Source organism: Halocalculus aciditolerans (assembly GCF_014647475.1).
Lineage (GTDB): Archaea > Halobacteriota > Halobacteria > Halobacteriales > Halobacteriaceae > Halocalculus > Halocalculus aciditolerans.
Window position 1 is genome coordinate 638,376 of sequence record NZ_BMPG01000001.1, and the last position, 12,582, is coordinate 650,957.

Genomic DNA, 12,582 nt, shown 5'->3' on the forward strand with positions numbered 1-12,582 from the left:
ACCGGATGGGGTCCGTCGGAGTCGCGTTCGAACCTCGACGATCGCTAACTCTCGCGACGCGTGCTTCTTGCTCCCTGTCTCACTGTACGCCGTGGTAGCCGCCGCGGTCGCCCTCGCGGTCGAGCGCGACCGACCCGTCGATGGTTCGGATTGGCTTGGGCATCGAGACGCCCTCCGCTTGGAGGCGTTCTTTCCCGCGTTCGAGGAGCGCCGACCGGACGCGCGCCGCCTTTCCCGGTGTCGGCTGGTGCACCCACACCTTCACTTGGACGTTCACCGTCGACGGCGCGAGGTCGCTCACCGCGACCTGCGGCTCCGGCTCGCTCGCCGCGCCCGCGATACGCCCCGCCTCCTCGCGCAGACACGCCTTCGCCGCCTGTAAGTCGTCGTCGTAGCCGATGCCGAACTCGTAATCCACGCGGTAGACGCCGTTCGCCTGCGGGCTCACCACCGCGTTGTTCGTCAGCTCCGAGTTCGGCACGAGCACGCTCTCACCGTCCCACGTCTTGATCTTCGTCTGCCGGAGCGAGATGGACTGGACCGTCCCCTCGTACTCACCCCACTCGATCCACGACCCGACGCTCACGTCGGTCGTGTTCGCGATGAGCAGTCCGCTCACCGTGTTCCGTAGGATGTCCCGCGCGCCGATGCCCGCCGAGAGCGTCGCCGCCGCCAACACCGCTCCCGTTGCCGCCGGCATCGACCCGACGTCGCTCATCGCGAACCCTACCAACACCGACGCGATGGCCAGCAACGCCACGTACGAACTTTCCACCGCCTCCTTCACTGCGTCGGACGTCCCGCGACGCCACTGCACCGCGTCGATGACGGGTCGCCCGACCACGGACCCAACCGCGAACACGGCGACCGCCACCAGCACTAGCTGTGCGACTCCCGGCAACGACCCGTACCACGCCACGACGCGTTCGAACCACGGCACACTCACTAATTATTACTATAACCTAATCTGTGAAAAATACTCGCCTTCGACCGGCATCGAAACGAAGCCCTTAACCACACAACCCTCCTCCTCCAGAGTGTGGGACCGTGGGGTAGCTTGGTATCCTCGGCGGATGGGGTCCGTCGGACTCGAGTTCGAATCTCGGCGGTCCCACTTTTCACGAACTAGTAACCGCGAGCGGCAGGTCTCGGTGCTCGATACCCTCGGCGGTTCTTCCGGTCGCTTCACGTGATCGGCTCCCGTCTCCGTACTAGACGATCGCCTGACGGGGACGGGCCGGCATACGCTCCGTGTTCATCGGCGTCGAGGTTGTCGAGACGGCGGTGTCCCTTCGAGTCGCTTCGTTTCCCGCGTCACGTCTCTCACGCGTCTGACTCGTCGACGTCGGGGCACGCCGTTCGGGCCGAGTCGGACTGGTTTCCCGGACACCATCACTCGTTCAGATAAGTCGGGTTTACGAACATATTTACCGCCCTAATTCGTTATCCTGAACGAACCGGAGTGGAGTCCGGTTCACCGACGTGGCCCATTCCCCCCGAAATAGGCGGTCGGTTCCAGCCAACCTCGAATCGAGCGTTGGCGGTGGTGTCGAACGCTGGGTCGGTTCCGGGACCCGGAGACCCAGTGTTCGCTGCCTCCTTGCGGAGGCGTATGGAGTTCTTCGCGCCGATGGTATGGTGTTTTCGGCTACATACTGCCAGGTCGACCAGTCACCTGATTCCGGGCGCTGCCGCTCGCCACGCGTCCTGTAACCCGAGTATAGTTAGAAGGCTATCATCGGGTTCGGTTCGGTCGCGACCGGCGAGGCGAGGCGAGAAGGCGGTCACGGGCCGCGGAGCCCGACAGTAATCGTCGCGGTGTCGGTCGCGCCGTCGTCGTCGGAGACGACGAGGGTGATTTCGACGTCGTGGGTTGACCCGAGGAAGAGCCAGAGTATCCGACGTATACTGGAAACACTCGCCGTTGCGCCGGACTGGTCGAGCCGGAGTTGGTCGAGGTCGAAGCCGCCCGTGTTGCTGATCTTCCACTCGTAGGTAAGAGGGTCGCCGTCGGGGTCGGTGCTCTCGGATGCGTTGAGATTCGTGGTGAAGAGGCGGCTGGAGTCTCGGTCGATGACCGCGTTCGGCGGTTTGTTGGAGAGGACGGTGACGTTGACGGTGTCGGAGGCGGTCGCGCCGTCGGCGTCGGTGGCGGTGAGGCGGAGGGTGACGGTGCGGTCGCGCTGGCTGACGAGACTGGTGACGGCGAAGGTCGGGCGGAGGGTGTCGTCGTCGCGGAGGGCGATTTTGTCGGCGATACCGTCGGCGTCGACGACCGTCCAGTCGTAGGTGAGGGGGTCGCCGTCGGGGTCGCTGGCGGCGGCGTCGAGAGTGACGCTGTCGAGGAGGTCGCTCACGCCGGTCTGACCGGGGGCGAGCGCGCCGCTCGCGTCGACGGCGTAGACGCGCTGGGTCGTGTCGGCTGGGGAGACGGTCGCGTCGTCGGGCGGGCTTCCGAGGGCGGTCGCGGCGGCGGGTGTGTCGCTCCCGTCGGCCTGCGTGTCGTTGCCGGCGTCGACGGTCGGCGGCGGGTTGTGTTCGGTCACAGTGACGGTCGTCGTGTCGGAGGCGGTCGCGCCGTCGCCGTCGGCGACGGTGAGCTCGACGGTGACCGTGTGGTTTCGGTCGGTGACGTTGCCCGTCACCTCGAACGTCGGCGTGGTAGTGGCGGCGTCGCGGAGCGCGACGCTGCGCTCGATGCCGTCGGCGTCGGTGATCTCCCAGTCGTAGGTGAGGGTGTCGCCATCGGAGTCCGTCGCGCTCCCCCGGAGGTCGGTCGTGCTGCCTCGCTCGCCGTCGACTCGCGCGTCCGAACCGGCGTCGGCGTCCGGCGGCGCGTTCGCCGGCGTCGTCGTGGGAGTCGGCTCACTCGTCGTTTCGTCCGGGTCGCTGGACGTCGCAGTGGTCGTCTCCGAGCGTGGCGCGAGGACTTCTGTACAGACGATGGTGTCGCTCGTCGTGACGGTGACGGTCGTGCGCTCGCCTATTCGGCCGAACGTACCGCTCTCGCCGGGTTCGAACGTGGAGTCGGCGTCGCCGTCGGCGACCGCGAAGGCGCGTGTGCTCGTTCCGCTCGTCGCGTTCTCGAAGATGACGCGGAGCGTCGCGGTGTCGAATGCGCGCCCGCCGTCGTGCGTGATTGTGACGGGGCCGTCCTCGCCGTGATAGTCGATCTGACAGCTCGCGAGCGCTCCGCCGTCGACGTTCTGCCCGGCGAGGTGGACCGTCGCGAACATCCCGGCGACGCTGATTGTCACGACGAGAACGGTGATCGTGAGCAGGGTGCCGACGACCTCCGACTGACCGCGACGACCCGTCGACGCTTCGCCCGACGACCGCCTCGTGGGTATGGGTTTCGGGGACGCCGCGGCTACCTCACCGTGCTCCGTAGCTGGCTTTTCCCGCAGCGTCCACCACACGTCCGGGAAGACGGGGTCCACTTACGTATGTGCTCCGCCTGTCGGTCGCGACGGTCCGCGTTCACGGAACGAGTAAACCCGGAACGCGTTCATTCAGGCGTGTCTCGGAGGCTTCCAGATAACTTATGTATGGGTGACTTCGAGGATTATCTGCGGTTTCCTCCTCCCCCTGGAAACCGCGGGCACCGGCACTCCTTCCCCCCGCGGTGTCCGCTGTTTGACCCTCCAAAGTTTTCTCCGTGCAGTCCGAGGAGGCGCGTATGGACGACACAGCGTACACCGAACTCATCTCGTCGCTGACGCCGTACGAGGAGGCCGGCAGCGTGAAGACTTACACGAACACGGTCAGTCTGGCCTGCCCGGCCTGCGAATCGCCGTTCGACGACCTCGTCGTCTGCCGCGACGAGTTCAACAGCCTCGAACTCTCCAAGGTCCTCGACCTCTGCGTCACGACGCACGACGACGACGTCCTGCTCTTCACTCACCAGTAGGACGCCGCGCTCGCCCGGGGGTTCCTCGCCCGCGTCCAGTAGACTCATCCCGGTCCGCGCGAACTACCGGATATGGAAATCGAAGGGCGCTCGCTCCGCGAACGCGTCGTGCAGGCCGCCATCGTCTTCGCGCTTCTCCTCGGCTTCGACCTCTACCGGGGCTCCGTCGACGCCGTCGAGATCACCGCCGCGGCGGTCTCGTTCTTCGTCCTCCTCATCGCGCTGGACGGCGTCCGCATCCGACTGCTCGACCGCTGACCGGGCGTCGGGTCGGCCGTCGACGCTTCAGCCGTCGATGGCGTCGTCGACGGAGACCGCGAGGTAGTGTGAGAAGAGCTCGGAGCGCGAGAGCGGGCGTTCGCCGCGCGGGTGGTTGCGCTCGAAGACCGCGTAGAGCGGGAGCGTGTAGACGCGGCGGCTCGTCCCGTCGCGTTCGAGCGCGTCGACGCGCCACGCCGTCTCCGCGAACGCGTCCGCGACGGTCTCCGCGAACGGCCCCCTCGACCACCCCTTGATGTCGTCGCGTGGCTGCTGTTCGTCGTCGACGACGCGGTCGCAGACCTCGTCGTGCGTGACGAGCAGCCGGCCCTCCGAGCGGAGTTCGTCGACGACCCCGTGCACGCGGTCGGTGACGGCGTCCGCGGCGAAGTAGAGGTGGCGGCCGTACGTCCAGCCGGCGTCCTCGAAGCCGGCGCGCACGGCGTCGTGGTCGATTGTCGCGACGTCGAGGCGTCGCTTCAACTCCTTCACGACCGCCGAACGCTCGATGGCGACCGTCTCGCTCTGCTCGAAGTCGGCCGCGAGCTCCGCCGCCGTCTCGTGGACGTCCTGACTCATACACACGCCGTCGGCGCGGCGGCGTATAGGCGTACCTTCGGGACCGGAAGGTTGCCGGAACCCCGGACAGCCGGCGGATTCCACGCCGCCTCACCGACCCGCGAATCAATCCGCGAACCGACCCGCGAGCCGACCGCCGCTCACCTGGTTCGTGACGAGAACCTGGAGTGTCGTGGAGCCGGTCGTTTTTCACCCCCCGGAGCGTACGACGCTGCATGAAGCGAAGCACGCTCGCCATCGTGGGGCTGGGCGCGTTCACGACCGCGGTGCTCTCCTTCCTCCCGTTCGCCCCCATCGCGGGCGGCGCGCTCACGGGCTTCACGGCGAGCGACAGCCGATTCCGCGGCACCTACATGGGCGCGGCGTCCGGCCTCGTCGGGTTCGTCCCCGTCTTCGTCGTCGGCGTCATCGCCGGCGTCTTCGCCGGTGCCAGCTGGGGCGTCGGCGCTGTCGGCCCCGCGCAGTTCGTCGGCTACCTCGCCATCGCCGCCGTCGTCTTCGCGCTCGCCTACTACGTCGGCCTCGGCGCGCTCGGCGGCTTCCTCGGCGCTCGCTACCGCGCCCGCCTCTTCTCCGGCTCGCGCTCCACCGACGCGGACGTCGACGCGAACGCGAACTCCGACCCGGCTTAGGCCGTCGTGACGATCTCGACCACGTCGTTGTGGTCGAGGACGGTGTCCTTCCCGAGCTGGCGCTTCGACCGGCAGTCGATGCCGTGCAGGAAGCCGTCGCCGATGTCCGAGTGAATGTGGTACGCGAAGTCCTGCGCCGTCGCGTCCTCCGGGAGGAGGAAGACGTCCGGGAACGGCCCGTGCGTCCAGTTCAGGCTCGCGTCACCGGTGAAGACCGCTTTCAGGCCGAGCTCCTCGAAGAGCGCCGTCTCCAGCGCCTCCTGCACGCCCGTCCCGCCGAACTCGTTCACGTACTCCCGAATCTGCTCTAACCCCTCTCGCTGCTCGTCGCTGACGTCCGCGACGATCTCGAAGTCCTCGTCGCCGGCCGTGTAGTCGACGACGCCCTGCTCGGCGGCGTTCTTGAGGGCTTTCTCCGCGTGCACGCTGCACGGGACGACGGTCACGTCCTCGTACTCGGGGTCTTCGGTGATTTCCGCGTAGTTCTCCTGGCCTTCGGGCGTGTCGAGTTTGTTCGCCGCGACGACCATCGGCTTCGTCCGCTTCCGAATCTCCCGCGCGAGTTCGAGTTCGTCCTCGTCGCTCCACGTCTTGGGGTCGAGGTCGAGTCCGAGGCCGAGCATGATCTGCTTCAGCTCGTCCTTGTTCGTCCCGAACGCGCTCATCTGCTCGGCGAGCTCGACTTCGAGTTCGACTTCCTCCATGTGCTTCGACTCGAAGCGCTCGATGCCCTTCTCGAGGATGCCGAGATACCACTGGTCGAGCTCCTCCTCTAAGAAGTCGATGTCCTCGCGGGGGTCGTGGCCCTCGGTGGGTTCGCCCTCGGGGTCGGTCTTCCCGGAGAAGTCGACGATGTGGACGAGGACGTCGGCCTCGTTCAGGTCGGTGAGGAACTGGTTCCCGAGCCCTTTCCCTTCGTGTGCGCCGGGAATGAGGCCGGCGACGTCGACGAGCTGGGTGGCGACGAAGCGCTTCCCGTGCTCGCAGTAGCCGGTGTTCGGCTGGCACTCCTCGTCGAAGTCCGGCGCGGCGCAGTCCGTGCGGACGTACGCCTCGCCGACGGCCGGGTCAATCGTCGTGAAGGGGTACGCGCCCTCCGGCACGTCGTTCATCGTCGCGGCGTTGAAGAAGGAGGATTTGCCGACTGACGGTTTCCCGACGAGACCGATTTTGTAGCTCATTACACCGGAGAAGGCTATCGACACCTAAACCGGTTACTCAACACTCGCAAGCGTGGTTCACAGTCACACACGGCCGGTGACGCGGATGCCACCCGGTGACCCCGCGGTTGCCGAATACTGAAACCCGCGCTCGCCCTATGCACACTCGATGACCGATACACGAAGTTCGGAGGCGGTTCGATGAGCGCGCACCGCGGCGACGACCCCCACGGCGACGCGCAGGTCGTGACGACGGGCGCAGCCCTCGACGACGCGAGCGCGGCGGTCGTGATGGCGCACGGCCGCGGCGCGACCCCGCGTAGCGTCCTCGGCCTCGCGTCCGAGTTCGACGTCGACGACGTCGCCTACCTCGCCCCCGCCGCCGCCGGGAACACGTGGTATCCGAACCCGTTCACCGCGCCGCGCGAGCGCAACGAACCCAGCGTCTCCTCCGCGATGAACGCCATCCGCCGCGCCGTCGACCGCGCCGCCGACGCCGTCGGCCGCGACAGCGTCGTCCTCCTCGGCTTCAGCCAGGGGGCCTGCCTCGCCAGCGATTACGTCGCCCGCAACCCCGCGCGGTACGGCGGCCTCGTCGCCTTCTCCGGCGGACTCATCGGCGACGCCATCGACGAGGAAGAGTACGAGGGGGACCTCGATAGCACGCCGGTCTTCCTCGGGTGTAGCGACCGCGACCCCCACATTCCGGAGTCCCGCGTGCACGAGACCCGCGACGTCCTCGACGCGCTCGGCGCGGACGTCACCGAACGAATCTACGAGGGGATGGGTCACACCATCGTGCAGGACGAAGTCGAGCACGCCGCAGAAATCGTCGCAGACGCGCGCGGGAACTAACGACCTCGGCTCCGTGCCGCGACGCGAACCCCTTTCTCGCCGCCGGCCCGAGGAGGGAGTATGGAGCCGACGAATCTCGAGGAGGCGTTCGGGGCGTTCGAGGAGACGTGGTCGCCGCGCGTCGTCGCCGAGTTGAACGGGCAGGAAGTGAAGGTCGCGCGCCTAGAGGGCGAGTTCGTCTGGCACAGCCACGCAGAGGCTGACGAGCTGTTCTACGTGCTCGACGGCGACCTCACCATCGAGTTCCGCGACGAGGCGGACGCACACCTCTCGGCCGGCGACCTGCTCGTCGTACCGGCGGGCGTCGAGCACAAACCCGTGGCCGAAGAGGAAGTGAAGGCGATGTTGTTCGAGCCGGCGGAGACGCTGAATACGGGGGACGCCGACGACGCAGACCTCACCGTCGAGGAGCCGGAGCGGCTCGACTGACTACTCCGCTTCGACGACGTCGTTCGTGAGGGTGCCGACGCCCTCGTAGGTGATTTCGACGGCGTCGCCGGGTTCGATGACGCCGGGGTTGGCGGGGCTGCCGAACGCGACGACGTCGCCGGGGCGGAGCGTGAAGCGCTCGCTGAGGAAGCTCACGACCTCGTAAGGGTCGAAGAGCATCTGGCCGGTGTTGGCTTCCTGGCGCGTCTCGCCGTTGATTTCGGTGCGCATGTCGACGTCAGTCGGGTCGACGTCCGTCTCCACCCACGGGCCGAGCGGGCCGGAGCCGTCGAAGGCTTTTCGCGCCGTTCTACCGGGCTGGTCGAGGGCGTCGACGTCGTTCATGATGGTGTAGCCGCGGACGACCTCCGACACCTCCTCCGGCGGGACGTGCTTGCAGGTCTTATCGATGACCGCGGCGAGTTCGCCGGCGTACGTCACCTCGTCGGAAAATGAGGGATAGGGGATGGGTTCGCCGGGGCCGACGACGGAGACGGGCGGTTTGATGAAGAAGTCGGGGTCGTCGGGGCGGTCGTAGTCCATCTGGTCGAGCGTCGCGGCGTAGTTCCGGCCGACGCAGTAGAGCGCGGACGGCCGGCAGGGCGCGAGCAGTGCTTCGTCGTCGACCTCGTAGGGGCCGTTCGGCGTGTCGACGTGGCCGTCACGGAGTTCTCCAGTGACGACGCCGTCCGGCGTCCTGACGCGTGCGAGTCGCATACCGGGGTGTCGGCGGGGACGCGGTCAAACCTTGCGGGTCCGGCAAGACGGGCGACCGCGTTTAAGGACGCGGCGGGCGGAGGGAGCGACGTGTCCGCCGTCGTCCACCTCGCGTTCGTGCTCGCCGGCCTCGCGTGCCTCGTCGCGGGCGGCGAGGCGGTCGTCCGCGGCGCGAGCGCGCTCGCCGACTACTTCGGCGTGTCCACGTTCTTCGTCGGCGTCACCGTCGTCGCGGTCGGGTCGAGCGTCCCCGAAATCGTGACGAGCGCGTCCGCCGCGGCGTACGGCGCGGGCGACCTCCTCGTCGGCCACATCGTCGGGAGCGTCACGAGCCAGATTACGCTCGGCCTCGGCCTCGTCGGCGTCGTCTCCCCGCTCGCCGTCCGGCGGTCGAAGGCGCTCACCTACGGCGGCGGGATGCTCCTCGCGATGCTCGTCATGACCGCCGCAGTTCTCACGAACGGCGTCGCGCGCGTCGAGGGGCTCGGGATGATCGCGCTCTACCTCGTCGTGCTCGCGCTCGTCGCGCGCCGCGAAGACGACGCGGCCACGGCGAGCGGGGCGACACTCGGCCCGCGGCGCGCCGTCCCCGCCGTCCTCCTCGGCCTCGCCGTCGTGCTCGTCGGCGCGAACCTCGTCGTCACGCACGGCGTCCCGCTCGCCCGCGCCCTCGGCGTCCCCCGCTACCTCGTCGGCGTCGTCACCGGCCTCGGCACCACCCTCCCCGAAGTCGTCGTCTCCATCGTCGCGGTCTCCCGCGGCCGCGACGGTATCGCCGTCGGCACGCTCCTCGGGAGCAACATCACCGACCCGCTCTTCTCGCTCGGCGTCGGCGCGGTCGTCGCCGGCGTCCACCCGACCGCGCCCGTCGCGTCCTCCCTCGCCTACATGCTCGTCGCCTCCCTCGGCGTCGTCGCCGCGCTCGCGTGGCGCGAACGCGTCGGCCGCGCGCTCGGCGTCGCCTGCCTCCTCGCCTTCCTCCCCACCTTCCTCCTGCTCTAGGCCGTCGGAGTTAGGGCGGTCGCGTTCGAGGTATCGGGTATGAGACGTGTCGTCATCGCGGGCGCGGCCGGCCGCGACTTCCACGACTACCACCAGCACTACCGCGACGACCCGGACGCCCGCGTCGTCGCGTTCACGCGGGCCGCCGGACAGAACCTCGGCGAAGCCGACGCCGACCTCGACGCCTTCCCCGGTGAGCTCACTGCGACCGGCGACCCGATTCCCATCGTCCCGGAAGCCGACTTGGAACGCGTCGTCGGCGAGGCGAACGTCGACGAGGTCGCGTTCGCCTACTCGGACGTCAGCCACGAGCACGTGATGCACGTCGCGTCGCGCGCGCTCGCCGCCGGCGCGGACTTCCACGTCGTCGGCCCCGACGACGTCTCCCTCCCGTGTGAGATCCCCGTGTTCGCCGCGGACGCCGTCCGCACCGGCTGCGGGAAATCCGCGCTCGCGAAGGCCGCCGCCGACCACCTCCAAGAGGAGGGATTCGACGTCGCGGTCGTCCGCGAACCAATGCCGTACGGCGACCTCGCCGAGCGCCGCGTCGACCGCTACGACTCCCGCGCAGACTTGGAGGGACTCACGCTCGAAGAGCGCGAGGAGTACCGCCCGCACGTCGACGCCGGCCACACGGTCTTCGCCGGCGTCGACTACGCCGCCGTCCGCGACGCGGTCGAAGCCGAGTTCGACGTCGCCGTCTGGGACGGCGGGAACAACGAACTCCCCTTCCTCGACCCCGACGCGCACGTCGTCCTCGCGGACGCCCTCCGCCCGACGGCTACTGATACGTTCCACCCCGGCGAGACGAACCTCCGCCTCGCCGACGCCGTCCTCGTGACGAAGGAGAACTCGGCGAGCGACGACGCCGTCGCCGACGTCGTCGACCGCGTCCGCGGCGTGAACTCTGCGGTTCCGATCTACCACGCGGACAGCGTCGTCACCGTCGGGGACACCGTCGACGGCGAACCCGCGGCGGACGCGCTCGAAAACGCTCGCGTCCTCGCCGTCGAGGACGGGCCGACGCTCACGCACGGCGACGCCGACTACGGCGCGGCGACCGTCGCCGCCGACCGCTACGACGCCGACCGAATCGACCCGCGCCCGCACGCCGTCGGCTCCCTCGCGGACGTCCTCGACGAGTACCCGCGCCTCGACTGCGTCCTCCCCGCGATGGGGTACAGCGAGCGGCAGCGAGCCGACCTCGCCGACACCATCGAGCACGCCGACCCCGACGTCGTCCTCGCCGGCACGCCCGTCGCCCTCGACGAGGTCCTCGACGTCGACGTCCCCGTGGTCGACGTCGACACCGAACTCGACATCCATGACACCGCCGTCGAGACCCTCGTTGAGCGCTATCTCGGGCCATCCCTCAGCAAGCAGGCTTAAGCTATCCCGGCCGTAACCACCGGGCATGACCGTCATCCTGGCGTTCACGATCTCTGGGGACTCCTCCGCCCTCGGACGCGTCCTCCCCCGCGACGTCAGGGCCGAACTCGACCGTGTCGTCCCCCTCTCCGACACGTGGCTCCCCTACCTCTGGGTGCACGGCGACGGAGACGCCTACGACGCGCTCGAAACCGCCCTCGACGCCGACGACGCCGTCGACGACGTGACGTGCGTCGACGCGTTCGACGACCGCCGGCTCTACCGCATCGACTGGGCGACCGTCCCCGACGGCGTGCTCGCCGACCTCGACGCCGCCGGCGGCGCGCTCCTCGGCGCGGTCGGTACGGCGGACGCCTGGGAGTTCGAAGCGCGCTTCCCCGACCAGGACGGGCTCTCCGCGTTCAACGACGACTGCGTCGCCACGAACGACGACGTCGAAGTCACCGGCGTCTACCGCCCGGACCCCACGAGCCCCGACCGCTTCGGCCTGACCGACGGCCAGCGCGACGCGCTCGTCGCCGCGCTCGACGCAGGCTTCTACAACATTCCCCGCGACACGACGACCGTCGAACTCGCCGGGGAGCTCGGCGTCAGCGACCAGTCGCTCTCCGAGCGCCTCCGCCGCGCTCACTCCGCCCTCGTCGAGAGCACGCTCCGGTAGTCGGTCGCAGGCGAATATTTACTAGTCCGGGGCGTACCTTTCCTGTATGATGCCACGGTTATCCCTCTCTCCGGCGAGGCTAGACGCGTGAGTTCCGACTACGCGGCCGGGAAGGCCATCCAGCGGCGCACGGGGCGAACGTTCCACCTCGCCACGCGCTTTCTCCCGGAGCGCGTGCGCCACTCGACGTACGTCTTCTACGGCTTCGTTCGCGTCGTCGACGAGGTCGTGGATGCGCCCGACCGGGCATCGCCGGCGGAGCAGCGCGAGCGCCTCGACGACATCCGCGCGGTCGTCCTCGGCGACGCCGACCCCGACGACGAGGTCGTCGCCGCCTTCGTCCGCCTGATGGAGGAGGAGGGCATTCCGGACGCCGAGGTCGAGTACTTCATGGACGCGATGGCGCGCGACATCGACACCGACGTCTACCCGGATTTCTCGTCGCTGAACGCCTACATGCGGGGGTCGGCGGTCGCCGTCGGCAACATCATGCTCTCCATCATGGACCCGGCGGACCACGCGGCCGCCGCACCCCACGCCGGCGCGCTCGCGCGCGCCTTCCAGCTGACGAACTTCGTCCGGGACGTCCGCGAGGACGTCGACGACCGCGAGCGCGTCTACCTCCCCGAGGAGACGCTCGAACGCCACGGCTCCGGCGTCGAGGAAGTCCGGTCGCGCCGCGTGACGCCCGAGTTCCGCGCGGCCGTCCGCGAGGAACTCGAGCGCGCCGAGGAGTTCTACCGCGAGGGCGTCCGCGGCATCCCGCACCTCCCCGCGGACTGCCAGTTCGCCGTGCTCGTCTCCGCGGTCCTCTACGCGGAAGTCCACCGCGACATCCGCGCGCGCGACTACGACACGCTCTCCGCGCGCCCCGACCTCAGCACCCTCCGGAAGCTCGGCGTCGTCGCGAAGACGTGGGTGGCGTGGCGGCGCACGGGGCAGGACCCGGTCGCGACGTTCGAACGCGTCAGCGCCGTCCCGTCCACGTAG

14 protein-coding genes and 1 tRNA gene are annotated in these 12,582 nt (G+C 68.8%); 10 read left to right on the top strand and 5 right to left on the bottom strand.

Going from position 1 to position 12,582, the window contains the following annotated elements; all coding sequences use genetic code 11:
* Positions 1-79: 79 nt before the first annotated feature.
* Positions 80-946, bottom strand: coding sequence for a mechanosensitive ion channel family protein (locus tag IEY26_RS03225; protein ID WP_188975778.1), 867 nt, complete (start codon positions 944-946; stop codon positions 80-82).
* Positions 947-1,041: 95 nt separating this feature from the next.
* Between IEY26_RS03225 and IEY26_RS03230 the strand changes: the two genes are divergently transcribed.
* Positions 1,042-1,114 (top strand) — tRNA-Pro (locus IEY26_RS03230).
* A gap of 670 nt (positions 1,115-1,784) precedes the next feature.
* Here the strand turns inward: IEY26_RS03230 and IEY26_RS03235 are convergent.
* The gene (locus IEY26_RS03235; protein ID WP_188975780.1) at positions 1,785-3,440 is read right to left on the bottom strand and encodes a PKD domain-containing protein; all 1,656 of its coding nucleotides are present in this window, start codon (positions 3,438-3,440) and stop codon (positions 1,785-1,787) included.
* A gap of 239 nt (positions 3,441-3,679) precedes the next feature.
* Between IEY26_RS03235 and IEY26_RS03240 the strand changes: the two genes are divergently transcribed.
* Positions 3,680-3,910, top strand: a complete 231-nt coding sequence (locus IEY26_RS03240) for a DUF7385 family protein (protein WP_188975782.1) — start codon at positions 3,680-3,682, stop codon at positions 3,908-3,910.
* A 72-nt stretch (positions 3,911-3,982) separates the two neighbouring features.
* On the top strand, positions 3,983-4,168 hold the full coding sequence (locus tag IEY26_RS03245; protein WP_188975784.1) for a hypothetical protein: 186 nt from the start codon (positions 3,983-3,985) through the stop codon (positions 4,166-4,168).
* A gap of 27 nt (positions 4,169-4,195) precedes the next feature.
* Here IEY26_RS03245 and IEY26_RS03250 read toward each other — a convergent pair whose 3' ends face one another.
* Complete coding sequence (locus IEY26_RS03250) at positions 4,196-4,747, bottom strand: hypothetical protein (protein ID WP_188975786.1); 552 nt, start codon at positions 4,745-4,747, stop codon at positions 4,196-4,198.
* A 215-nt stretch (positions 4,748-4,962) separates the two neighbouring features.
* On the opposite strand from IEY26_RS03250, the gene IEY26_RS03255 reads away from it, so the two are divergent.
* On the top strand, positions 4,963-5,379 hold the full coding sequence (locus IEY26_RS03255; protein ID WP_188975788.1) for a DUF5518 domain-containing protein: 417 nt from the start codon (positions 4,963-4,965) through the stop codon (positions 5,377-5,379).
* Here the strand turns inward: IEY26_RS03255 and IEY26_RS03260 are convergent.
* A complete protein-coding gene (locus IEY26_RS03260; protein WP_188975790.1) occupies positions 5,376-6,560 on the bottom strand; it encodes a redox-regulated ATPase YchF in 1,185 nt (394 codons plus the stop codon). The two genes, IEY26_RS03255 and IEY26_RS03260, sit on opposite strands and share 4 nt — an antisense overlap.
* A gap of 180 nt (positions 6,561-6,740) precedes the next feature.
* Between IEY26_RS03260 and IEY26_RS03265 the strand changes: the two genes are divergently transcribed.
* Both IEY26_RS03265 and IEY26_RS03270 read left to right on the top strand, forming a co-directional pair.
* Positions 6,741-7,394: an alpha/beta hydrolase gene (locus tag IEY26_RS03265; RefSeq protein WP_188975792.1), complete on the top strand. Its 654-nt coding sequence runs from the start codon at positions 6,741-6,743 to the stop codon at positions 7,392-7,394.
* A gap of 60 nt (positions 7,395-7,454) precedes the next feature.
* Positions 7,455-7,823, top strand: coding sequence for a cupin domain-containing protein (locus IEY26_RS03270; RefSeq protein WP_188975794.1), 369 nt, complete (start codon positions 7,455-7,457; stop codon positions 7,821-7,823).
* On the opposite strand, the gene IEY26_RS03275 is transcribed toward IEY26_RS03270, so the two are convergent.
* Positions 7,824-8,540 carry a fumarylacetoacetate hydrolase family protein gene (locus tag IEY26_RS03275; RefSeq protein WP_188975796.1) on the bottom strand — a complete coding sequence of 239 codons (717 nt, stop codon included), beginning with the start codon at positions 8,538-8,540 and terminating at the stop codon, positions 7,824-7,826.
* Positions 8,541-8,630: 90 nt separating this feature from the next.
* On the opposite strand from IEY26_RS03275, the gene IEY26_RS03280 reads away from it, so the two are divergent.
* The 4 genes from IEY26_RS03280 (at position 8,631) to IEY26_RS03295 (ending at position 12,582) form a co-directional block, all read left to right on the top strand.
* Positions 8,631-9,542 (top strand): sodium:calcium antiporter, encoded by a 912-nt coding sequence (locus IEY26_RS03280; protein ID WP_188975798.1) that lies wholly within the window; start codon positions 8,631-8,633, stop codon positions 9,540-9,542.
* A gap of 39 nt (positions 9,543-9,581) precedes the next feature.
* The gene (locus tag IEY26_RS03285; protein ID WP_188975800.1) at positions 9,582-10,931 is read left to right on the top strand and encodes a GTPase; all 1,350 of its coding nucleotides are present in this window, start codon (positions 9,582-9,584) and stop codon (positions 10,929-10,931) included.
* Positions 10,932-10,956: 25 nt separating this feature from the next.
* Positions 10,957-11,592, top strand: coding sequence for a helix-turn-helix domain-containing protein (locus IEY26_RS03290; RefSeq protein WP_188975802.1), 636 nt, complete (start codon positions 10,957-10,959; stop codon positions 11,590-11,592).
* Positions 11,593-11,679: 87 nt separating this feature from the next.
* Positions 11,680-12,582 carry a phytoene/squalene synthase family protein gene (locus tag IEY26_RS03295; protein ID WP_188975804.1) on the top strand — a complete coding sequence of 301 codons (903 nt, stop codon included), beginning with the start codon at positions 11,680-11,682 and terminating at the stop codon, positions 12,580-12,582.

Coding starts and splice junctions, on each gene's coding strand:
- IEY26_RS03240 (WP_188975782.1), top strand. CDS start 3,680: ATGGACGACACAGCGTACACCGAACTCATCTCGTCGCTGACGCCGTAC.
- IEY26_RS03245 (WP_188975784.1), top strand. CDS start 3,983: ATGGAAATCGAAGGGCGCTCGCTCCGCGAACGCGTCGTGCAGGCCGCC.
- IEY26_RS03250 (WP_188975786.1), bottom strand. CDS start 4,747: ATGAGTCAGGACGTCCACGAGACGGCGGCGGAGCTCGCGGCCGACTTC.
- IEY26_RS03255 (WP_188975788.1), top strand. CDS start 4,963: ATGAAGCGAAGCACGCTCGCCATCGTGGGGCTGGGCGCGTTCACGACC.
- IEY26_RS03260 (WP_188975790.1), bottom strand. CDS start 6,560: ATGAGCTACAAAATCGGTCTCGTCGGGAAACCGTCAGTCGGCAAATCC.
- IEY26_RS03265 (WP_188975792.1), top strand. CDS start 6,741: ATGAGCGCGCACCGCGGCGACGACCCCCACGGCGACGCGCAGGTCGTG.
- IEY26_RS03270 (WP_188975794.1), top strand. CDS start 7,455: ATGGAGCCGACGAATCTCGAGGAGGCGTTCGGGGCGTTCGAGGAGACG.
- IEY26_RS03275 (WP_188975796.1), bottom strand. CDS start 8,540: ATGCGACTCGCACGCGTCAGGACGCCGGACGGCGTCGTCACTGGAGAA.
- IEY26_RS03285 (WP_188975800.1), top strand. CDS start 9,582: ATGAGACGTGTCGTCATCGCGGGCGCGGCCGGCCGCGACTTCCACGAC.
- IEY26_RS03290 (WP_188975802.1), top strand. CDS start 10,957: ATGACCGTCATCCTGGCGTTCACGATCTCTGGGGACTCCTCCGCCCTC.